A 23297-nucleotide genomic window follows, 5' to 3' on the forward strand; every position below is an offset into this window, starting at 1 on the left:
ACTGCGTCTGACGTATATTAACAGGAACGAACCAGTCGCTCACAACAATTAATCCGTTAAGGCCGCTCAAGAAGATCCGCTTACCTGCTTTTGATACCCTCTTTGAAATGGGTACGCCAGCACTAAGCACGGCAGACGGGTTTTAATGCGTAAAAAATCTTTAGGGGATATGTCAATACATCAAAGTAAATTAAATGACCCCAAAATGGGCATTTTGATACTTTTTTCACAACATATATTCAATATTGTTGTGTATTTGGCGTTGTTCTCCTTTTTTTACTACATTTATTCAGTAAAATACGAGATTCCCCTGCCCAACACAATCCGGGTTGCTGCGGTGAACATCGAACGCGTTTTCCCAAAGCTCTCCCCATGGGGGCCGGGATTCGAACGTGAACTGGTGGATGGATTCGCTGAATACGCCGGGGCAGAACTAGCCATCAAAGCCTACCCCACCCATGACAAAGCCTTCGAAGCCCTGATTAAAGGAAAAGCCGATATTCTGCTGGCGACCGGCTACAATCCGGATTTAAGCACTACAAGCACACCGCTGCGCAAAGGTCCGGTATATGAAAAAAGCCAAGCGGCAATGCTGCACCATATTCTTAGATTTGAACTTCGCACACCTTTTGAACTTTGCGATCAGGAAGTTTTCGTGCCGGCACACTCTGGGCTGATTAAGACCTTCAAAGACCTTAAGGAACAATTAGAGTGCTCACCAACCATGATCAGGGGGAACAGCTCAACTCATCTTGGCCCGCTGTTGAAATTAAACGAAAACAAAGACGTCCGTTTCCACCTTGTGGAATCCGGTGCTTTCAAGCCTATCAGACCATTTCTCCACAAACTCAGAATCACAGATTATTTCGGCGATGATCTGGAATACAGGTGGTATCTGCGCTCTGACGTCTATGGCCTTCGACAGGCATCTGACGACTACTGGAACATGGTCACCACCAATGGCACCCTTGAAGATTTGCAGGAAAAGTATTTTGGATTCATACCGGAAGAGACCGATTTCTATGACTTGTACTCTCTTCGTAAGGATATCCGGGAGAAACTGCCCCGTTACCACAAATATATCCTGAAGGCCGCCAAGAAATACGGAATAAACCCGCTGCTGCTTACAGCTGTAATGTATCAGGAATCTCGGTTCGATCCGCTTGCACGCAGTAAGACAGGAGTTCGCGGACTGATGCAGCTGACTAACGACACCGCTCAACTCTTAGGATTAACAAGCAGGCTGGACCCGCAACAAGCAATTAACGGCGGCGCGCGTTATTTAAAATTTCTTTGGGACAAGCTGGAAAGCCAGGATGTTGAAGGTTGGGATCGCTGGCTGTTCACCCTCGCGGCCTACAATCAAGGCTTGGGACATGTTTATGATGCCATTGAGATTGCCAAGTATACCAGTAAGCATCCGGGTACATGGCGCTCACTCAAGCAGGTCTTTCCGTTGCTGACAAGGCCGAAATACCATTCAAAAACAAAACACGGCTACACACGAGGGTATGAAGCCGTGGATTATGTCGATAGCGTCCGCTACTACTATTACATCATGAACGGGTTAGCTGTCCTTCCGGGGCTGGAGGCGAATTACCTTATTCCCCTTACTTCCGCCCGCTGATCCACCACCTGAACTTTTAGGTTTTGAACCGAACAGTTCATCCTCACCCTTTCCGGGAATAAAATCCGGACGCGGAGACATTGATTCAGGACCAGCAGTCTGAGCCCAATGATAATTAAAAAGCTGGTTTTTAAGCCGGACAGCCTGTATCATTCCGAATACAACTGCGGCTTCCTCCCACTTGCGGGTGGGTTCGAAATTGGCCACTTCAGCTTCGTACTTATTCCATAATTCCGTAAGAGAAGCCTCATCGTAGGCATTAAGCTGCTTTGCCAATTTCAACAGGGCCTTTTCCATATAACCTTCTGACATATTTTCTCCCAAAATACTGCTGGCGAAGGAACTCAGAAAAAAATGAGATTTTCCCGCGCACTTGATCACAATCAACCTACAAAAAGATCGCTGGTACCGCAATTCAAAATTGCCCACCGGAAAAGGGTGTGCTATGAGCGGCTTACCACAAGGCAACAACTCACGGAGAACAACTATGAGTGATCTTAAAAAAATGTACAAAACCCTGCAGCAGGACCCTTTTCCCGCTGATATGACTGTTACCCTCGGCGACCAGAAACTTACTTTTAAAAAAAGGACCTGGGAAATCGACGGTGAAACCAAAGGTCTTCGTTACGGCGAAAACCCCGACCAGCCTGCAGCCCTTTACGAACTTGTTTCCGGCGGACTTGAGTACGACGGCATCAAATTTCGCGGCGAAGGACAGGGACTTGTTTCCGCACTCACCGAAGAACACATGATTCAGGCAGGCAAGCATCCCGGCAAAACAAACCTGACCGATGTGGACAACGCCCTGAACATCCTGCAGTACCTCACCGCAAAGCCTGCAGCTGTCATTCTCAAGCACAACAACCCCTGCGGCGCAGCATGGTCTGAAGAAGGCGTCGGCGTAGCTCTGCACAATGCTTTTCAGGCTGACCGTATTGCTGCTTTCGGCGGAGCTATCGTTGTCAACCGACCCTTCACCATGGAAGCGGCTGAAGTTGTCGACAGTGCATACTTTGAAGTTGTTGCTGCTCCTTCTTTTGAAGAAGGAACTCTCGAAGTTCTCAAAAAACGCAAAAACCTGCGTATTCTCCAGATTCCCGGCATTGCCGATCTGGAAAAAATGCTCGGCCAGCCTTTCCTTGATGTAAAATCCCTTATGGATGGCGGCATGGTTGTACAGTTTTCTTTCCGCAACCGCATCCTCGATGCAGAAGATTTCATTCCCGCAACAGCAGAAAAAGACGGTTCCACCTTCTCTTCCCGCGCTCCTTCCAAACAGGAAATGGACGACATGCTCTTCGCATGGGCAGTTGAAGCAGGTGTAACCTCAAACTCTGTAATTTTTGCAAAAGACGGCGTGACCACTGCCATCGGCACCGGTGAGCAGGACCGCGTCGGTTGCGTAGAACTGGCCGTTACCAAAGCCCGCATCAAGTACGCTGACGGACTCTGCTTTGAAAAATTCCAGATGTCCCTTTTCGAGCTTAAACTCAAGGCTCTCAAAGACGAGCAGGCTGCCAAAGATCTCGCAGAAATCGAACAGGCCGCAGTTGAAGCCAAAGGCGGACTCAAAGGTTCAGTGCTGGTTTCCGACGGTTTCTTCCCCTTCCGCGACGGCGTAGACCTGTGCATGGCACAGGGTATCACCGCTATCGCACAGCCCGGCGGTTCCATCCGCGACCACGAAGTGATTCAGGCTACCAACGAAGCCTCACCTCAAGTTGCCATGGTCTTCACCGGCCAGCGTTCTTTTAAGCATTAAGATGCCTCCGGCGGCTGGAGAAGTGGAAACTCTTGCAAGAGTTTCCCCTTCCCCAGACCCCATCCCCTTAAGAAACTTTTAATAGGCTTTGCCACTTCGAAACTGAAATTGTTTTTAGCGCAGCCCTGCCATTTCAATAATTAAACATTTATGTTAAGAAAGCCCGGATGTCTTGGTGAGACATTCGGGGTTTATTTTTTTACGACTTAGCAAGTTAGAACATTACTTCCGTTTGATAGCGAGCAGACGGAATGCGGGAAACGTTTACTGTATCGGCAAACACAGCAGTTCCCGGAAGGATTTACATGTCCCTATTCAAGGAAGGACGTTACGTAGCGCCCGGAAATATTGTAGAATTCATGCATGGCAACCAGCCTCAACTGGCATTTGTCATGGAAGAGCAATCCGGAAAACTCAAGCTCTACACCATAAACAAACGCGAAACCAAGATGCCCGCAGCACGGGTACTTCCTTGGGTAGGACCGCAATATTCCGCTTCAGCCTCCCGGCAGGAAATGCTCGACTACATGGTCGCCCATCAGGAAAAACGAGGCGAACTTCAAGCCGGGCTTGATACCATGGAAATCTGGGATCTGGCTCAGGGTGAAGTGGAAAAAGCTCCTCTGAACTGGTTTGCAGGGCTCCTCTGGGAAGAACCGGATCCCGATCAGATCTCCGCCCTCGGCAGGGCCATGATCGCAGCTAAAACCCATTTTAAATTTCAGCCGCCTGAATTTATCATCTATACTAAAGAAAAGGTCGAACTCCGCCTTCAAATGCAGGCAGAGGAAAAAGCTCACGAAGAAATCATGAGTGTCGGACAGGATCTCTTCAAGAAGATATGGACCGCCCGAGAATGCGGCGGAAAAATCAGGCCGGACCAGATTCCCTATATGTCCGAGGAGATAGAAGAAGGTCTGAGATCCTTTCTTATGGACAGGATTTCCGGTATGAACGAGGACAAATCCAACAAGATGTGGTCTGCCCTGCGCAAGGGACTGCCCGACCATCCCCACTTGCCGCTTTTACTGGCCCAAGGCTGGGGAATAGTCTATCCGCACCACAACTACCTGCTGGATGAAGCGGAATACTCTTTTGATGACAGCTGGTCTGTTGCTCATAAGGACGAAGTGGACAGGCTGGTCAAAGCTGTGGAAACAAAAGCAGGGGATCCCTGCCCTCTGCCCATGCGCAGCATCGATTCGGCAACCACCAAAGATATTGATGACGCCTTCAATCTCAAAAAACGTGAAGACGGCGGCTACACATTAACCATAGCCCTCGCACGGCCCTGCATGGATTGGGACTTCGGTTCTGAATTGGACCATGCGGTCATGAACCGCGGAACCAGCGTATACCTGCCCGAAGGCACCAGCCATATGATGCCCGAAGCTCTAGGCATAGGTGCGTTCAGCCTTTTTGCAGGTGAAGTCCGGCCGGCACTGATCAACACTTTTGAGCTTGATGAACATGGAATCCTGCAATCGGTTACACCCCACATCAGCTGGGTAAAAATCACCGATAACTCCACCTATCTTGCAGTGGAGCAAATGCTTGAAGAAGGCAGCGATGACGAAATGGCTCTCGCTTTTGAGCTTTCCGAAAAACTGTTGCAGGACCGCATAAAGCACGGGGCAATTGTCATCCGCAGACCCGAACCGGAACTTTCCCTTGAAGGATGGCCGCAGCAACCCAAGGTTCTCATGTCTGCCAAGGAAAAGACGACCCGTGCGGACCAGATCATCAGTGAATTTATGATCCTCGCCAACTCAGGTCTTGGCAAATTCGCCGAAGAAAATGATTTTCCCCTGCTTTACCGTACGCAGGATATTGCCCTGCCTTCCGACCTGAGCGGAATCATCACTGAACCTCACGAAATATACATGCGTGTGCGCCAGATGGTCCCTCCGCAGATGGATACAGCTCCCAAAAAACACGCAACACTGGCGGTAAGCGGGTATAGCCCCATTACGTCCCCCCTGCGCAGATACGCAGACTTCATCAACATGGCCCAACTTTGCCACTACCTTGTTGAAGGCCAGCCTAAATGGGATGCTGACGAACTGAAATCACTTGCAGAGATTCTTCAGCTTCGTCTGCAATCGATCACAAAAATCCAACGATTCAGACCACGTTACTGGAAACTGCTCTATCTGGCACAGAACAGAAAAGGTTGGCACCATGCAGTTGTTGTAGACGACAACGGCCCCCTTGCCACGCTGGCCATGCCTGAAATCCAGATCAATGTCAGGGTTCCCAGACCGATGCTTGGAGATAAACTGTATCCCGGACAAGGGTTCCAGATACGCTTCAACAAAATAGACCCGCTGACTAACGAACTGCGCGTTGTTGAAGCCATGGAAGAATAGTTATAAAGGAAAGGAAACGCCTATTTCCGGCTGTTATTCTGGCTGGAATTAGCATATATGTATTTTCGGTTTTTAGGACTATTGCCCTTAAATACCGACATCAAAAAGAAACTTACAGGCAATCCGACCCATCCCGCAACGGGGGAAAGCAACGGGAAGGGACACCGGTAGGCCTGAAACGGAAAAAGACTTAAAGGAGTTAGCGCATGCTCTGGATATTCTGGCTTGTTTTCGCCTATTTTCTGGGATCAATTCCCTTCGGACTTTTCATCGGTAAAATTTGCTGCAACTGCGACATCCGCACCGAAGGCAGCAAAAGCACCGGAGCTACAAATGTTGCCCGCCTCTGTGGATTCAAGTACGGCGTGGCTGCACTTATTCTTGATGTTGCCAAGGGCTTTGTCCCCGTACTCATGGCCTATCAGTACAGCCACAACTGGATTTTCATCTCTCTGGTAGCTGCCGCTGCCGTAATCGGACATGTATTCTCCATCTTCATGGACATGAAAGGCGGCAAGGCTGTTGCCACTACTATCGGAGTATTTCTGGCTGTGGCTCCGGTTGCAACACTTTATTCAATCGTCTTCCTGCTGGCAGTGATCGCTCTTTCCGGATTTGTATCCATGGGATCACTTACTTTTGCAGTAGCCCTTCCATTCTTTACTCTGGTAACCGGTTCCATAGGTATGGTTCCGCTTGCTTGCGGTATGACAGTGCTCCTATTCTGGACTCACCGTGAAAACATCAGACGTCTTGCTAAAGGCCAAGAGAATTCGTGGAAAAAGAAAAAATAGATAAAAACATAAAAAAAGGGAGCCATTCAGCTCCCTTTTTTATTACTTAAAAATCGTCTTTATACTTTTCCCTGATCTCCATAATCTTATCAAGATTCTTAAAGAAAATATCCACCAATCCGGGATCAAACATCGTTTCCCTATGGGATTTGAGAAATTCCAAAGCCCGTTCTACTTCCCATGACTGCTTGTATATGCGGTCACTGCATAAAGCATCAAATACATCAGTAATGCAGATAATTCGTCCGGCAATACTAATTTCATCCCCCTTTAAGCCCTGAGGGTAACCGGAACCGTCCCAGTATTCGTGATGTTCATGTGCAATAGTTGCTGCAGCCTTCAGTAATTTCCGATTACTGGCCCGAAGGATATTGTAGCCGATTTCGGTATGACTGCGCATAATCTTCATTTCATCGGGGGTAAGTTTTCCGGGCTTAAGCAGAATTGAATCAGGTATGCCGATCTTTCCTACATCATGCATGGGAGATGCATAGTAAAGTTCATCTACCTGCATTGGATCAAGGCCTACCGCCATACCCAGAATTCGGGCTATTTCGGACACACGAATGACATGGAAAGCTGTTTCCTTGGAACGGAATTCCACAACCTCGCCCAGCATTCTTACAATTTCCTTTTGAGTATCCAAAATCTCCTGATTCAAATAAATGTTATCAAAGGCCACACCCACGTTATCCGAAAAAATTTTGAGCAAATCCTCATCCTGCTCACTAAATTCACTACCGCAATTTTCCACATAGAGCATGTGCGAACCTTTCTGATGGGTAGGCAGATAACCGATATAGTCATTGTCTGCGAAACAACCACACCCTCTTTCGCGGACCAGCTCCAGCTGTTCTTTGGTCCGCTCTGAAATAACGCTGCACTCTTCAACGGAAGAATTGCAGACAGAATATTTTCCTGTTGAGGCAATGATCCTCATATTCCCTTTATTAGGACTGGAAACTGCTACACCGTTCCCTTCAACATAAACAGAATCCCTTAAACCGATTAACGAGATGACCTGAGTCAGCACACCTTGCGCAAGACGTCCAACTGACTGTTGCTTGAAGAGACTTCCGGAAGCTTCAATGATATGTTTTAAGCCCTTGCGGTTCTGTTCAATAACCTGAAGATCCCTGTAAGAACGAAGAGCAGAAAAAACTGATGTGAATAAACGCTGGGCGGTAAGTTCGGCCTTATGTTTGTAGTCGTTAATATCATATTCAACAATAACCTGACGTTCCGGTGCCTGCCCAGGCTGTCCGGTACGCAGAATAATGCGGACCATGGTATTCTTCATTTCTTCACGGATGGTCTTAACCAATTCCAATCCGGCATGATTAGTTTCCATAACCACGTCAAGAAGAATCACCGCCACATCAGGATGCTCCTTCAACACGGAAACTGCATCCTCAGCAGTATACGCACTCAGAAAATCAAGTCCTGCTCCTTCAAAGGAAAAATCATCAAGAACAAGGCGAGTTGTGCTGTGAACATCATCTTCGTCATCAACAATAAGAACCTTCCAGCTCTTTCCTTTCACTCCGCTTACTTCTTCAGGAGTCTCATCAGCAAAGAGAAGCTCATCATTATCAAAGGGACCAGAACCATCTACCATAAACAGACCTCACTTGAATATCACAGGGGGATTTGCAGAGTAAAAACAGCCCCCCCTTCATCCGAACAGGAAACATCTATATCCCAGTTATACCCACTGGCAATTCTATTTACAATACTTAATCCCATTCCGACTGCTTCGGGACGAGTAGTAAAAAAAGGATCGAAAATATAAGGCAGGTCCTCATTTGAAATGCACATTCCATTATCGGAGACAACAAGCAGGCAAACTTCTCCCTCAACCCTCGTCTTAATGCTGACTTGGGGCTGCTGCTCATCTGCAAAGACAATCGCATTCGAAACAAGTTCAAATATGACCTTAGACAGCAAATCCGGACGGGAATCTATCTTCTGTGCAACAAAATCTATCTCAAAATGAACATCCCTCCCGAGTTCCTTAGCTACCCCCCTGCATAAATCAATCGCTTTTTCTCCAACCTCCTTGAGGTCTGAACTACAATGATCGCACCGGTCTATAGCCGCGAATTCAGAGACGCTGTTGACTATATCTTCAAGTCTGGCAGTTTCATGGGAGATGGTTTCAAGATACTCCGTAGCCTCTGAATGAGGCCCCAGTTTACGGGAGGCAAGATTAGTAAAACCGTTGATAGTCATAGTCCGGTTACGAATTTGGTGTGCAACGGACTTGGCCATCTGAGCCAGACTTTCCCGGTTAAGCTCGATCTTGCGCAAGTCACGATATGAACGCAAGGCCGTTGTCATAGAGGTGGTCAACCTTCTGGAAGTCAACTCCGCCTTCTGCCAGTAATCGTTAATGTCCAGCTCGGTAATGACCTGATGCTCAGGAGCAAAACCGGGCTGACCAGTACGCAAAATGATCCTGATAAACTGATTGTTCAATTCATTCCTGATCCTGCGCGCAACATCAAGACCTGCTGTATTTGTTTCCATTACAACATCAAGCAGGACAACGGCAAAACTAGGATCAGCCTTAAGTATTTCTAATGACTCTTCCCCGGAATGAGCACTCACAAATTCAAGGGGACGATTTTCAAACGCAAAATCACCAAGCACCATTCTGGTCATGGAATGAACATCAGGCTCGTCATCAACAATAAGAACCATCCACGGTTCAAGCTTATGAACTGTGGACTCTTCAGCTTCTTCACCGGAAAAAAGCAGCTCATCCTCTGCGAACAGATCATCACTATGCATGCAAGTCCTCACGGAGTAACCAGTAGTAATTGAAGAATCTTACCCGTAGATTATCTCAGATAAAAAAAAATTTAAACTGTATTATGGACTTAATAGACTATTTCCTTAATCTAGGACATACATTATACATTATTTTAAGCAGATAGCTATTTTAACTTGAACATAAATTCCATATAAACTAAGGTTCCGAGAATATATACACACGGGGATGAATTGGAATGACGGAATTACTTGTCGCATCAATTGCACTCATCATTTTTGCCTTCATTATTTACTCCTCCTACTCTGCACAAAATGCAAAATATGCCCAGAGGAAGAAGGCACTCGAGTTGAAAGAGCAACACATGGAAAAAACCATGGAAAAAATTCGCTCTGAAATCAACTTGATTGAAAAAGAAGTCGCTGAGACTCAAGAAAAAATAGATGAGCTGGAAATCGACTTAGTCGAGGCGGATGTTAATTCAAAGGATTCTTAACTGCTTATACTGCACTGTAAGACATCAAAACAATGACATTTTCTATAATATTTGTCTTATTTGGGACTATAGCTACAATAGTTGCCTGTAAAACCATCACCGGCAATTTTGAGCTTAAGAATGATGTGTTGGCAAGAAAAGAAAAAAATCTGGTCGAAACACAACAGGAACTGCAAGCCAAACGTAAAGAGCTTTCCCGCAGGCTGGAAAACCTGAAAGTGCTTTTAAAAGCCGGAATAAAAACCGAAGCAGCAGCAAAAAAGACAGACGAAAAGCCATCAGACCTCAAAAGCTGGTTAGTACAGAGCGGAGTTCTGACTGAGGTACAGTTTCTTTCCGCTGAGATTTATGCCACAGAAAAGAATTTAAATGTAATTGCTGCTCTTTTGACCCTGAATATGATTACAATCGAAAAATACGAAGAAGCTAAGAGAATGAAACTTCTTTAAAAATAAAAACCGCACCGGAAATCCAGTGCGGTTTTTTAATTAGCGCTAATAATTAAAATTCATTCTTGTACGTCTCGCCTCGATGAACATGATACTTAAAGTTATACGTTTTTTTCAGGTGTACAACTAAAGATTCAACAACATCATCATCAAGCTTCTGAACCCAGATAAAGACACGGCGAGAGCCCTGTTCAACACCTTCATACGAAGTAAAAACAGTAGAAAGCCTTAATCCCCTTGCCCACATATCACTCAATAATTCCTCAAGGGCGCTGGCGGTATCTTCAAGCACAAAAGCAAACTGGGAACTGCCTTTACTTACTCCGGTTACAGTGGTCAAAAACCGATAAATATCTACCTCAGTAACAATACCGACCAGACCAAACTCGTCAACAACAGGCAAGCCACCGATTTTCTTTTCAAGGAGAATTTCGGCAGCGACTTCCATGCAGGTGTCCGGAGAAACGATATACGGATCATGAGTCATGATGTCTTTGATCTTAAGTCCCATCAAGCCGTCACCGTTTCCAGCAGTATTATCTCCTGGTAAAAACTTGGAGGGCATTGCGTCACGCACATCCCTATCAGAGACAATTCCTACGACAAGGCCTGATGCTTCAGTCACAGGTATCTGTCTGATTCCAGCATCACGCATCATTTCAATAGCGTCGATTATGGGTGCACCAGGCATAAGGGTAATCACCTCTTCTGTCATCCAATCGCCTACTAACATATTTTAACTCCTGAATCTCATCATTAATCTTACGAAGAAGTTCGTATTGATCAGCAAAAAAGTCAAAGGTTAACTGCCTTCCTCCAAAGGCAGCTACAATTTCCGCCCGTAAGCAAAAAACACCTTGTAACTGGCTTTTATTCCTGATTCTCCCCTGTATAAATTCTCGTACTCTTCAACGAACCGGCGGTATTTTTCCCGCCCCCATGAGAGATTCTCACTGGAAGCAACAGCTCCGGTCATCTTATGCTGTTTCAGGAAGTGTTTTACGGAAGGGAAGAACACTACATGCTCCTCACTTGCGTAATCCACCTTTAAACCTGACATACTGTAGAAAAGTTCCTTATAAAATGAATTTGGTTTAAGCTCCTTTACCGAACCGAATCCGGTTCTAGCACTCACATCAGCCAGTTCCGCAAGTGTTCCGTGTGTGAAAATAGCTACGGCAAACCTTCCACCGGACTTCAGGACCTCAAAACTGCGCGGTATAGTTGTCTCCGGCGCACCATACCATTGCATGGCAGACGAACTTACCAGCAAATCAAATCTCTCAGCGGCAAAAGGCAATTCTTCGCCATCCGCAGCGACAAGAAATGCTCCGGAATTATTCTGCTCCATGAGCATCGGCCTTACCAAATCCAGCGAAACATAATTACCGCAAGAAATGCGTTCCCTGAGTTCATCATGAAGAAAACCGACTCCCGAGCCTATATCCAGAACATTACGGAAGTATTCTTCCGGACACAGTGCTGCACAATTTCGCGCAACCACACGTTGTACTGAAGCGGCCTTGCTATAGCTGGAAGCAGCTTTGCCGAAACATTGGCGAATCCTTTGTTTCACGTAAATTCTATCCCTTGATGATACTCATTAATTGTGTTTCAGAAATTTTATGCCCGCCCTCTACATTAATGACATCCGCCCCCTCAATGACAGCTGTAAGCTTTTCAAAAGCTTTACTACGGACAATGCGGTCCTTTGAGCCATGAATCATGGTACAATTAGGCAAATGAAAAAATCCTTCCGTCTCGATCTTGGAAGAGACAAGGTATTCAAGTCCGGCAATCAGTGAACTACGATCTGCCGGGTCATAGGCAGGCGGATTTGTTTCACCGCAATTATCATGAAAAGAGCTTACAACTGCCGCAGGGTCGCTCTCCATTCCGGCTATCATCCCCCGAACCAGCCGTACGGGAAAAGAGTCGGTAAACGATAAAAAGGGAGCAATCAAGATGACCTTTCCATATAATTTAAATAAATGGCGGCAATCCTTCAAAAGCATGTGTGCCCCGGTAGACCAGCCCACCAGCACATCACCGCCCTCACCAAGTAATTCCGGCAATTCGTCCGGCTTAAAACCTGTAAAAGGAATCAAAAATCGCGCAGAATCGGACAATAATGGATACTGCTGCGCTGAGGTAGCCCAGCCACCGACAAAAACTATACTCATTTATCCATCTCTGCTTTCAAACGGCCAAACGCAGTCTTAATCTTCTGCAAATCTGCTTCTGTTAAATCTGCACGCAAAGAAAGACGCAAACGCGCTGTTCCTTCAGGAACAGTTGGCGGACGGATGGCAGCAGTATAAATACCTTCCTCAATAAGCCTGTCACGGGCGGCAAGCGCTGTTTCATTATCGCCGACGATTACAGGAATGATCTGGCTTTCGGATTGACCGCAATCAAATCCACAAGACTCAAGGTAAGTTCTTAACTCATGGCTCATCTGCAAAAGTTTATCACCACGAGACGGGTCCTCGGCGACCAAACGCAGAGCAGCAAGGTTTGCGCCAATAACAGCTGGCGACAAGGCAGTGCTGAAAACAAATGAACGCCCTTTGTTACGTAAATACGAAATCAAATCCTTTCGCCCGGAAACAGCCCCGCCAAGTGAGCCGAACCCCTTAGAAAAGGCTCCCATGTGTAAATCCACACGGCGTGCCAATCCCCGTTCATGAGCTATTCCTTTCCCTGAACCGAAGACTCCTTCAGCATGAGCCTCATCAATCACCAGCATGGTATCATAAAAGTCGCAAAGATCGGCAATCTCTTCCAGATAGGCAAGATCTCCATCCATACTGAAAATAGTATCTGTGACCAGCAGTTTCTCTTCAGCATCTTTAGATACTTCCATGCGCTTTTTCAAATGTGCAATATCATTATGCCGATAACGAACCTGACGCGCACCGGACATCCTTATCCCATCTAAGATGCTGGCATGGTTAAGCTTGTCTGAAAAAACAACTGTCCGCCGACCGGCAAAAGAATCCATGATGGCAAGGTTGGCAGCATAGCCGGAAGTGAAAAGCATAGAATCTTCCTGCTCTTTGAAAGCAGCAAGCTCACGTTCCAATTCATCGTAAAGGCGAAAATTTCCGGTCACCAGACGGGAGGCAGCAGAACCGCAACCGAACTGCTCCACAGCTTCGATTGCAGCGCGAGCAAGACTTTGGTCATTGGCAAGTCCCAGATAATCATTAGAAGCAAGGTTGAGCAGTCTTCTGCCCTTAAAAACCAGTTCCTTATCTGCACCGCAATCCACTTCAGGAACCGTCCTGAGCAGGGAACTTTTTTCAAGTTCAGTCAATTCGCCATCAATACGGCGATAAAAACTCTTTGGAGTCATAAAAACAAAATCCGGCAGTAAAAAATAAATGGGAGTCCTAGATGCTGAAGGAGAAAAATAAGACTCATGGCCCAGAATAGCAACCATGTTTTTTAGCAGAAGCAAAATTAAAGTTCCACGCCCACATACAATTGTATTTTCATACAACAAATCATCAAATCACCCAAGCTCGTTGACAGCAGCCAGATTCAATCTATAACAACTACATTTATACGCAAACGATAAAGGAGACAGGATATGTCAGTTAAAAAAATTATTACATATTTTATTTTTATGATCGTGATTGTTTCTGCATCTGCCTGCAATATCAAAAGAGCTGCCCAGCTACCAACTGCTCCTGACTACTCTGATGATAGATTCTGGTCCATAAAAGATGAAAATATCAAACACGAGATTGATGTTTTCTTTGTTCATCCCACTACATACGGTCCACCGGCAAACGGTCACCTGATAGCCGACTTGAACGACCAAAATCTTAATCATATAACCGACCGCGACACGGTTCAGTGGATTACCAGGTCCTTTACTGACTCCTGCAATATATTTGCACCCCGCTACCGCCAGATGAACATTGAAGTACTTCAGATGGATGACCAGCATCTTCAGGAATACTTAAAAACACCAGTGGATGACATCAAAGCCGCTTTCAAATACTACCTCAACAATTTAAACAACGGGCGCCCTTTCATTCTGGCCAGTCATAGTCAGGGCTCTTTTGTCCTGCAGACACTGTTGCGCAATAATCCTGAACTGTTGAACAAAAATAAACTGGTGGCGGCCTACATGCCGGGATGGACATTCACAGATCAGGACCTACTCGATATTGGCCTCAAGCTGAGTGAAAAACCGGATCAGACCGGCTGCCTGATAACTTGGAACACAATCGGTCCCGGAGGAAAATCTCCCACAGTCAAGCAAGGAGCACGTTGTGTGAATCCTCTTTCGTGGAGAACTGCCGCAGAGGAGTTTCCGGCATCCATGAATATACAAGCCAGAATATTCCTGAGTCCCGGCAAAAAGCTACTCATCAAAAATTTTACAGCTGCCCGCATTAACGAAGACGGAGCATTGGAAATCCCCACTCCCGGACCGTCAGTGTTAAGCCAGCTGAATATGTCACTGGGAAACGAGGTCTACCACCGCTACGATTATGATTTCTTTTTCTACAATGTTCAGGAAAACGTAAAACAACGTTGCGAAACTTATTTAAAAGAGCACAAGTAGAACAAAGGGGTTGGTGAACATTGTCACCAACCCCTTAAATTATTTTTTACTGCAGAATTTCACTGACCACGCTCCGGCCTAATATGGATTCGAAGACATGTCTGTAATCATTAGGTAAAGCCGAGCCCTCTTTACAAACCCTGCTGAAAGCATCCCTGGTCTGTGGGCTCATTTGACTGATATCAAAATCTTCATGGCTACGCTTCGCCGGAATTTCACGATGGATGGATACTCCGGACTGTTCTTCGACTTTATGGATTATTTCAGCCACTATGGTTTCTCCTTGATGTAAATCTTACCGCTTTTAAAAGTAACACCCTCCCCGCTAACAGCCATAACAAGCCGTTTAAGTGCCGGATTATCTGCAAGCGCAATTTCCGCTCCGGTAATTTTGAGACCGTTACCGTCAAAAGTATTGCTATAGTTTGCCGGAGCCAGCGTACAACGGTCAGGAATTGCTACTTCAGTCGGTATTTGAGCCAGTTCTGTTTTCGGGATAATAGTTGTTTTGTATGCCGTAACGGCAGACCACATCTGGATTTTGCCCAATCCGATTTGGTTATCCCCAGCTTCATTGTTAGAGCAACGCATTCTGAATTTTGTATATGCCTTAGTTGGCGAAACAACATAGTCTCTCTGCTCCCCTGCTACCCAATTGGGTTGATCAACTTTACTGTCAATTGTCTCCCATGTTGTTCCGTCTGAAGCCAACCCAGCTAACTCCCATGTACGAGGGTGATAATACTTTACGTTGGTGGCATTGTTAGGCCCCCACAAAGAATAACCAAACAGGAGGACAGGCGAAGGAAACTCGATAAACCAATCGGCTTGACCTGCACCAGCAGTCCAGCCCGTACTGCCTACAGTCTCAACTGTGGATAGATAAGGTTCTTGACCTACAACTGAAGCTGACACTGTTATACCATCCTGAGTATTACTGGACAGAACAGGGATAAGTGAACCACCTTCTACATAGCCGTCTTCGATCTCGCTGACAGAATCAACCTCGACCAACTGCCCATCAAACAATAATGTTTTATGCAGTCCACCAGTTTTTAAAATCTGATCTTTTACTGACTCTTCACTTTCAACAACAACCTCAGTTTTACTTGAGGAATCTTCATAAAATAAAGCCAGCTCGCCTATTTCACGGTACACATCCCCATCAGTTTCTGTTGCAGAGATATTAACCTTGTATTTTTGGCAATTCGCGCCATTTGCAAAGGAGAAAGACCTTTTCTCTTCTGATTGCCAACCGATTTCACCCGTGACCGTCTTCAACACCTCCCAAGAAGAACCATTATATCCTTCGATAGTAAAATCCTTGGGCAAACGTTTAAGCGCGACCTCTGAGGCACTTGAGCGAGCCTGAATGTCAATTCTGGTTACAGGGCCAGTGAACGGTCCTTCAACGACAAGTTGCGGCTCTTCATTGGTTGAGGATCTTTGCCAGAGTGTATTCAGGTCTCCGTCAGCCGCATTCCATGGCGCCCAAGGAGCAGGAACAGAAGTCCCCCCGGAGCTGAGAGTAAAACCGTTCGTAGTGGCAGCAGTCATAACGGGGAGAGCACTAGCTTTTTTTAATGACAGCACTTTTTTCGGGCCAAGATATTCACCAGCGACCCCAGCACCTATTTTGAGGGCTAAACCACTGGCTTTTGCTATTGAGGTCGGAGCCGCAGACAATCCGGCAGACGAAATATCTACATTGTAAGAGATTCCTTTTGCTTTCAGTGCAAGCATCATTAGCTGAGTAGTTAGAAGTCCACCATTTCTACTAGTGACAACGTTAGCCTGATTTGTAGCCTTAACCGTTGCGGCAGCGCCTGTGTTCTCCACTTGCACCCAATAAGGCGTTCCAGCTTGAAGCTCATATTCAGGTATAGGAACTTCCACGTCTCCGGGAGTTGAAACAGAAACAGTAGCGCCATATGCAACTAGCTCGCTACCCGGAACCCCATTATTATCTGAAAATATTGAAGCGGAAAGGACTGCAGCCCCGGTTGATTCAAGATTCAATATTACAGAAGTAAGGGTTGTGTTTTTCGACGGCGTGAATTTAACGCCAACAGGCGAATATGAACCACTGGAGAAGGTGAAGGATGCATTGATAAAATCAAGTCCTCTTGTGTCGTAGACAATCTCAGAAGAGCCAGCCGTCTCTGTAGTAATAGTTCCAGCAGCAACTTCATGCCAACCATCAGAAAGCAGGGCAAATAAAGTCTCACCCTCGACCACTTTATCTGCAACAGTAACGGAACTGAGAGTTGAGGCTGTCATGCCCAACGGTGTTTTAAAAGGATTCTTAAAAGCCTTGGTAGGCACTCCGGGCAAGGGCCGGTTAATATTAATTACGCTCTCAGTTTTAGCATAAGTAGAAAGGCCATATTCAACATGTCTGATTTTTGTCTTAACTGGATAACCATAAAAATCTCCGACAACAGCCGCACGCTCAATTTGGTGATTTAACGGAGTTGCTGTGAATGTTTTGCTGGCATTCAAATCAGATACGGAAGACGGACGGTTGTCTTTATCTCCATACTTAAATCCATAAGTAACCTGTCCGTTCTCAATAGACATAAGCACCCAAGTTTCTTTTGTCATATCCATGTCAGAAACTACAAGATCAGGTACACCGTCAGGCCTTGTGCCGAAACAGCAGGAAAGCCCTACCCCTGTAGAACTACCCAGTATCTGGTGAAGCATGATCGTAATAACCTGATAGGTGCTGGCTGTATCAGTACAATAGGTATCCATGACCCCAAGGTATCCGTAACCGTGGGGGTTTTCTAAAACCGTCCAATCCTTGATGTGAAACAGCATATACATGCCTGCTATATTTGCCAGTGTCCTTGCCGTCTCTACGCTGCTGCTGACACCTCCAACAGGCATAATCTTAAATTGTTCAGACCATCCTTCTGTGTCTACAAACCGTTCTGTGAAAGGCACCCCTGCCAACTCAGTAAATTTTGAGTTTGGCTGTAATGTTGTACTGTTTTGTACAGTCACCCCTGAACTGGTAAAATCGGTGACAACCACTTCACCTTTATCAGTGATAATTAAATCCCCAGCAGCTACTTTTACAGCTAATTTCAAGATAGATTCGGTTGTGCCGTCCAGCACTATCAACTTGCCGTTAACAACCACAATTTCAGGCTTAGCGGAGACAACCTGCGCAGCATTCTCTACTGAAACTGAGTATGCTGGAGTATGTACACCTTCGCTGTCTACGCTTGCGCCGGGATAACCATCAATGGCATCGGCAAAGGCGATGGTCGGGCCGTCCTGAACGGAAACATGTTTTATCAACAGTTGATGCGCTGCTGCATCTGAATAAAGTTCACCACGCCTTCTTCTGGTTACTTCAATGACTTTAGCAACATCCGTATCACTGGTTTCCAGTACCCAGCTAATGGTGTTACCGGAAATTGAAGCATAACCGAATCCTGAGGTCTTGATTTCATAAGAAGTGATTCCATCATCAATATGATCGGTAATTACAATTGAAACAGTTGTACCTTCGAAAGCCTCAGATGGAGCGGACAGCTCTGGAGTGGAACTACGTAACGCGCTTAAATCACCCACGGCAATCTTAATCGCAGAATCCCTTGCTTCCTCTGCTGCTGACTGGGCCAGCAAAGCCTTATCACGGGCTGCCTCTGAGCCGGTTTGTGCTGCTCTGGCATCAACGAGCATTCCTTGGGCATTTCCCTCCGCCGCAATTGCACCGCTCCGGGCGGAAACAGCTTCATCCCTTGCATTGGAAATAGTCTGCACCATTTCCTGTGGAGTAAGGCGTTCTGCTTCAGGGGTTGAAATCTCATACTTCAAAGCACGATCAACCTGTTCCTGTAACTGCTGGTCGCGCATCACCCCCCGGTCAAATGCTTCGTTCAACAGCTGTGCGGAAAAGGGGTCATTATCCACTAGTTCCAATTCCTGTGTGTAAGCAATTTCCCGATACAGAGTTATACTTTGCCCTGCTGGAAGCGGTGTTCCACTGATTGGATACTGTACCCGCCCCCCTGAATCGCTCCCTACACCGGAAACAATCTTGAAATCATTGCCCAAGACCAACCGATCCTCAGTACCATCGCTATTACGCAATACTGCGCAAAGGTCCTCGGCCCTGAAAATACGAAAGTTAAAGTCAAATGAATTCTGAACACCATCCCCCGCAAAAGTGATGGTGTTCCCGCTTGAAACCACAGTCATAAATTACTCCTGTTAACGTTACTAAGACATTTAAATATCAACCTTATATCTATAGATTAAAAAGAAAGGCGGACCTGAGTAACCCAACTCAGGTCCGCCTTGAATAACGATTGTGCTGACACTAATTATCAGCCAAGCTTTGACCCCAACATGCTCCCGGCCATACTCATTCCCTGATTCAAAAGCCCGTTGCCGATTGCTGATTCACTTGTATTCGTATCTGCCTGTACCACATTGGAATTTAACACCGACTTGCTACGCGCAGACCAGACCGATAAATCCCCCCGCTCGATCATCCTGTTGGAATTAACCTCCGCCTGATATTTCACTATTTCAGCATCATAAGCGGCCTGACGGATAGTATCTTCCCGCACATCCACAATTGAACCGGAATCCAACCGCACACCCTTATGCCCGGAAACTGAATGGTTGCGGCGATATAGTTCACGGCGCATGGTTGCCAGCTTGATTTCTGCGTCCTGCTGAATGAGACGGGCTTCTTTGTAACTGACACTCCGGTTATAAATACCCTGCTGCATAAGATGGTAATTATTCACTTCGGTCATCTTGGAGTTGTATTCCACTTCGCTGCGTTCCTGATTTCCGCTGAAGATAGATTGTCCAAATTGAGTCATCATGCCCAAATAACTTGAACCTCCTCCACCACCGAGCAAGCTTCCTCCTGCCCCGGTTGATGTGCCTGAGCTTGCACCACCTGCCCCGGAGACACTCCCCGTATTGCCTATCATGTTGGAAAGCCCCTGCCCAGTTAAACCGCTGAGACTCCCACCGGACAAACCGGACATACCGCCGCCACCCAAGACACCACTTAAAGCATCTGAACCAAAATTACCCCAAGACATTCCCTGCCCAGAAAGCCCTCGCGTAGCTGAGCCCATTGCCATATTACTCACAGCCCCCATAAGCATTTGAGAGCCATAGTTAAAAGCAACTCCCATCGCCATATTAACTCACCTCCATTTTACTTTTTCCTACCCGACGCACAGCGTGGAAATATTCATCCCTGCCCAGCCGGACCTTCTCCTTTTCAAATTCAAAACCGCACCACTCGTGCCAAAGCACACTTTTACTGTTGCGACTGCACACCCACGTATCCAGCAAGGGGAATGAACGCTGGAGCATATCCAGTAGTCCCCGTGAAGCCCTTGCAAATGGAAGCGGATTCTCATCTACAGCGACACTACCGACAACCCACGGAGTACCGACATTAGAAAGGAGAGGGATAACCCCAAAGATGCCCTGAACTGAACCGTTACGATACAATCCGTAAACCAACTTTGAGTACACCACGTCACCCATGATGATTTCCCGCACTGATTTTCCGGAATGCAACCCTTCCATGTCCTGACGATCACTTTCACGAATATTAGCGGCAACAAAATCCACATCTTCCAAGGTTGGAACCTCAAGCTTTAGAGCTCTCTTCTTGCTCACCCGGCTCACGAGTACACCGAGACTTCCGGTATCAGAGCCAATACAGAAAGCGGCAAAGGTTGGTCCTGCCGGATATAAATCTGCCCGTCACGATCGTAGCCGCGATTAAATTTGACCTCGTAATCACCAGTGAACAATGCCGGGGCTCCGCCAACCTTATCCGCCGAAGTACGGAACGGAGCACGCTCCAGATGATCCCCGTCATAGCCGACCTGCAGTCCCAGCGATTGAAACAAACGCACAATAACATGAGAAATACGTTTCTTCCGGCCCTGAGCAGTTCCTCCTGAGATTGCTCCGCCTTCAATGCGCAGGGTCTTCATATTGGAAATATACGGAAGTCCGGCATGAACGACCTTGGCGGGAGAAGCTAAAGTAATGGCACCATCCTTGACCACAACATCAGGGCGCACCGCACCGTCTGCCAGCACGGAAACAGTCTTACCCTCCAGATGGTCAAGACCGCTGAAAACTGTATCAGCGACTCCCTGATCATAGCTCAGGCCGGAATCTACAAAGAAAGCATCAACAGAACCTTCGCCGACAAACTGATTCTCCATACGCTCAACATATTTGCGGGCAATACCACCGACTTCCCTTTCAACAACAACCCAAACTTCCGCCTGCGTTGAACCGGGGACGGTGCATACGGATCGGAATTTACCGTCTGTGGTATGACGATGAAAGCCCACGACCTCATGTTCACGTTGATAGGTCAGGCCGACCATTACCCCGTCGTCACGGATCATCCAGATTACGGAGTCCGGTGACTGCTGGTAAGCCCACTCTGTGATGGAGTTGGAACGGGTCAAATGTTCAGCAAGAATGGTCAGGTCGGGGGCTGTATAACCATCAGCCTCGAATGAATAGGAAAGCTCCCGGATGGTTCTGCCTTCACGCTGCAAAAATAGCATCACCCCACCGACAACTACCGGAGGAATCGCCGCCGAACCGTGTGTAGTTTCACGGCGAACCATAACTGAGTTTGGTGTAACTGAATCCATGCTGCTCCCCCCGGAAAGCCACCACTCACCACCGGAAGTGCCCATGATAAGTTTCTTGGAACTGACCATCCAACGGATGGCATTCACCTGATCAGCAGAAAGGGTGTAAGTACAGGCATCGTCATCCAATACCGGAGAAGAAACACCGAAATCCTCATACGATCCGGCTTTACTCATCCAGATGGTCTGGGGATTGGAGGGGCTGGCAGCAAAGCAAAGACGTTCCTCAAAAAAAGTTATGCAGGAAGGAAAGCCCTTCTCGCTATTCCACTCTTTGGGCGGAGAACTGAATGCGACAAGCTCCATCTTCCAATCAACATGAGACGTGCGCGAAAGCTTATAAGGCTGAACCTCCGGATGAACGATATACATAACATCAGCAGACTGGGTGAAACGGATTCCTGGAAGATCCTTTTCCGTATACGGAGCCCCTATTTCAATAGGGTTCCCCTGCTCATCAACCACAATCCCGCCATTCTTAAAAATACGGATATTATGGTCTGTAAATTCCAATACGTAAGTCTGCTCGGTGGAAAATTCAAAAGGGATCAACCGGGTCGCAGGATCGGTTTCCCGAACCTGCACAGCCTCGACAGCACCGGAAAAATCGGTATCTGCAATAATAGAAAGCAATCCATCTGCATCCGCCTTGGACCTAAAAGCATAGCTTCCGTCAGCGGCAACCCGCTCGCTCACACTTCCACTTCCGGCACTGACACAAACCGCACCTGAACTATATCCGGTCACCTTAAAGCTGATCTCATAAACACGGTCCGCGACAAGCTCTAAATTCCTGCTAAGTATCGATTCAGCTGTCTGTGAGCCATCACAGGTTGCCTTTGCGGAAGCCACGGTCCAGCCGCTGCCTACAGTCCAGTTTGCTGTAGAATCAAGACTTGCCGGGAGAAGCAGGTTACGCCCCATAACCTCTCGGACAAAACGAAAACCGGTCCTCCGTGAGGCACCACCGTGGGGATGGGTAAACATGTTTTCAAGCTCGGCAAGCCCGTTTGAATACTTAGCAAGGTCCACCCTGCCGCCAAGCCGGGGAGAGAGTTCTCCGGCGCTGAAATTAGTCATAATAAGGGAGACTGACATAGCTAGCCCCTCCAAATCGGCGAGTCCACGCCGTGAATACCCCGTGCTTCCAGCCACGGGTCGTTAGGAATATTGTCTTCCCTTCCTTCAGCCGAATCCGCCAAGCGTGCAGATTGCATGGCATTAAGATAGATGGTCCACATTTCCCGTGCCCTAGTCGTGGAACCGGTTATGTCATCAGCCATTTCCGCAGCAAGGCGTGCGGCAAAAGCCATCACAAATGAAGGATCGAAAAGAACCGGATTGGTAACTTTTGCGGTGTAAACAGCAGAAGCACCATCCCGGTCAGTCAGAATTCTATCTCCCTCAACTACAAACTCTTCATCCGGTGAATTAAGCTGCCTGAGATGCAGGCAATCTGAAGGGAGCTGGTACTGATGCACAAAACCGAAAGCCGGATTATCTGCCAGCTTAGCCAATCTTATGCGTGAAGCAGCAAAATTCCATGGATGCTCACGAAGGACCGCATCACGCACCTGATCATAAAAAAGATTACAGGTGACAGCCTCCTGTGAGCTGTCGCTCAATGATTCAATCAGTCTCGCGCCAAGTTTACGTAAGGCGAGATTACAAATTTTAACTTCTGAAACAGCCATATTTTTCCTGATATGCTTGGGAAATACGCTTTATTACGATCTCCTTTTCATAGTCAGGATAAAATTGAGGGCGGACC

Annotated in this window: 20 protein-coding genes; 7 read left to right on the plus strand and 13 right to left on the minus strand. The window is 46.9% G+C overall.

Going from position 1 to position 23297, the window contains the following annotated elements; genetic code table 11:
- Window positions 1-205: 205 nt before the first annotated feature.
- Window positions 206-1627, plus strand: coding sequence for a transglycosylase SLT domain-containing protein (locus ACKU40_RS08310; protein WP_320176051.1), 1422 nt, complete (start codon window positions 206-208; stop codon window positions 1625-1627).
- Here the strand turns inward: ACKU40_RS08310 and ACKU40_RS08315 are convergent.
- Complete coding sequence (locus tag ACKU40_RS08315) at window positions 1568-1939, minus strand: hypothetical protein (RefSeq protein ID WP_320176052.1); 372 nt, start codon at window positions 1937-1939, stop codon at window positions 1568-1570. The genes ACKU40_RS08310 and ACKU40_RS08315 overlap by 60 nt on opposite strands.
- Window positions 1940-2114: 175 nt before the next feature.
- Here ACKU40_RS08315 and ACKU40_RS08320 point away from each other — a divergent pair, with 175 nt between their 5' ends.
- The 3 genes from ACKU40_RS08320 to plsY all read left to right on the plus strand — a co-directional run bounded on the left by ACKU40_RS08320 (window position 2115) and on the right by plsY (window position 6552).
- Entirely contained in the window at window positions 2115-3389 is a 1275-nt protein-coding gene (locus ACKU40_RS08320) for an IMP cyclohydrolase (protein ID WP_320176053.1), read from the plus strand.
- Window positions 3390-3694: 305 nt separating this feature from the next.
- Window positions 3695-5758 (plus strand): ribonuclease catalytic domain-containing protein, encoded by a 2064-nt coding sequence (locus tag ACKU40_RS08325; RefSeq protein ID WP_320176054.1) that lies wholly within the window; start codon window positions 3695-3697, stop codon window positions 5756-5758.
- 206 nt (window positions 5759-5964) lie between these two features.
- Window positions 5965-6552: a glycerol-3-phosphate 1-O-acyltransferase PlsY gene (plsY, locus tag ACKU40_RS08330; RefSeq protein WP_320176055.1), complete on the plus strand. Its 588-nt coding sequence runs from the start codon at window positions 5965-5967 to the stop codon at window positions 6550-6552.
- A gap of 46 nt (window positions 6553-6598) precedes the next feature.
- Here plsY and ACKU40_RS08335 read toward each other — a convergent pair whose 3' ends face one another.
- Window positions 6599-8170 carry a DUF3369 domain-containing protein gene (locus ACKU40_RS08335; RefSeq protein ID WP_320176056.1) on the minus strand — a complete coding sequence of 524 codons (1572 nt, stop codon included), beginning with the start codon at window positions 8168-8170 and terminating at the stop codon, window positions 6599-6601.
- 20 nt (window positions 8171-8190) lie between these two features.
- Window positions 8191-9345: a hybrid sensor histidine kinase/response regulator gene (locus ACKU40_RS08340; protein ID WP_320176057.1), complete on the minus strand. Its 1155-nt coding sequence runs from the start codon at window positions 9343-9345 to the stop codon at window positions 8191-8193.
- Window positions 9346-9563: 218 nt separating this feature from the next.
- On the opposite strand from ACKU40_RS08340, the gene ACKU40_RS08345 reads away from it, so the two are divergent.
- Window positions 9564-9821, plus strand: a complete 258-nt coding sequence (locus ACKU40_RS08345) for a hypothetical protein (protein WP_320176058.1) — start codon at window positions 9564-9566, stop codon at window positions 9819-9821.
- 128 nt (window positions 9822-9949) lie between these two features.
- Window positions 9950-10270 (plus strand): hypothetical protein, encoded by a 321-nt coding sequence (locus ACKU40_RS08350; RefSeq protein ID WP_320176059.1) that lies wholly within the window; start codon window positions 9950-9952, stop codon window positions 10268-10270.
- A gap of 52 nt (window positions 10271-10322) precedes the next feature.
- Here the strand turns inward: ACKU40_RS08350 and ACKU40_RS08355 are convergent, their stop codons facing one another.
- From ACKU40_RS08355 to bioF, 4 genes are all read right to left on the minus strand, one after another.
- Window positions 10323-11003 (minus strand): CBS and ACT domain-containing protein, encoded by a 681-nt coding sequence (locus ACKU40_RS08355; RefSeq protein ID WP_320176060.1) that lies wholly within the window; start codon window positions 11001-11003, stop codon window positions 10323-10325.
- A gap of 93 nt (window positions 11004-11096) precedes the next feature.
- Entirely contained in the window at window positions 11097-11846 is a 750-nt protein-coding gene (locus tag ACKU40_RS08360; protein ID WP_320176061.1) for a methyltransferase domain-containing protein, read from the minus strand.
- A 7-nt stretch (window positions 11847-11853) separates the two neighbouring features.
- Window positions 11854-12453, minus strand: coding sequence for an alpha/beta hydrolase (locus ACKU40_RS08365; RefSeq protein WP_320176062.1), 600 nt, complete (start codon window positions 12451-12453; stop codon window positions 11854-11856).
- Window positions 12450-13628 carry an 8-amino-7-oxononanoate synthase gene (gene bioF / locus ACKU40_RS08370; RefSeq protein WP_320176063.1) on the minus strand — a complete coding sequence of 393 codons (1179 nt, stop codon included), beginning with the start codon at window positions 13626-13628 and terminating at the stop codon, window positions 12450-12452. The genes ACKU40_RS08365 and bioF overlap by 4 nt, the downstream gene beginning before the upstream one ends.
- 237 nt (window positions 13629-13865) lie before the next feature.
- Between bioF and ACKU40_RS08375 the strand changes: the two genes are divergently transcribed.
- Window positions 13866-14852 (plus strand): DUF3089 domain-containing protein, encoded by a 987-nt coding sequence (locus tag ACKU40_RS08375; protein WP_320176064.1) that lies wholly within the window; start codon window positions 13866-13868, stop codon window positions 14850-14852.
- A gap of 46 nt (window positions 14853-14898) precedes the next feature.
- Here ACKU40_RS08375 and ACKU40_RS08380 read toward each other — a convergent pair whose 3' ends face one another.
- The 6 genes from ACKU40_RS08380 to ACKU40_RS08405 form a co-directional block, all read right to left on the minus strand.
- Window positions 14899-15123 (minus strand): hypothetical protein, encoded by a 225-nt coding sequence (locus ACKU40_RS08380; RefSeq protein ID WP_320176065.1) that lies wholly within the window; start codon window positions 15121-15123, stop codon window positions 14899-14901.
- Window positions 15123-19067 (minus strand): choice-of-anchor R domain-containing protein, encoded by a 3945-nt coding sequence (locus ACKU40_RS08385; protein ID WP_320176066.1) that lies wholly within the window; start codon window positions 19065-19067, stop codon window positions 15123-15125. The genes ACKU40_RS08380 and ACKU40_RS08385 overlap by 1 nt, the downstream gene beginning before the upstream one ends.
- A 128-nt stretch (window positions 19068-19195) precedes the next feature.
- A complete protein-coding gene (locus ACKU40_RS08390; protein WP_320176067.1) occupies window positions 19196-20032 on the minus strand; it encodes a hypothetical protein in 837 nt (278 codons plus the stop codon).
- Between the two features lies 1 nt (window position 20033).
- Window positions 20034-20522 carry a hypothetical protein gene (locus tag ACKU40_RS08395; RefSeq protein ID WP_320176068.1) on the minus strand — a complete coding sequence of 163 codons (489 nt, stop codon included), beginning with the start codon at window positions 20520-20522 and terminating at the stop codon, window positions 20034-20036.
- Window positions 20523-20527: 5 nt separating this feature from the next.
- Window positions 20528-22624: a hypothetical protein gene (locus ACKU40_RS08400; RefSeq protein ID WP_320176069.1), complete on the minus strand. Its 2097-nt coding sequence runs from the start codon at window positions 22622-22624 to the stop codon at window positions 20528-20530.
- Window positions 22625-22626: 2 nt separating this feature from the next.
- Window positions 22627-23220 carry a hypothetical protein gene (locus ACKU40_RS08405; RefSeq protein ID WP_320176070.1) on the minus strand — a complete coding sequence of 198 codons (594 nt, stop codon included), beginning with the start codon at window positions 23218-23220 and terminating at the stop codon, window positions 22627-22629.
- Window positions 23221-23297: the final 77 nt, after the last annotated feature.

Source organism: Maridesulfovibrio sp., assembly GCF_963666665.1.
Taxonomy (GTDB): domain Bacteria; phylum Desulfobacterota; class Desulfovibrionia; order Desulfovibrionales; family Desulfovibrionaceae; genus Maridesulfovibrio.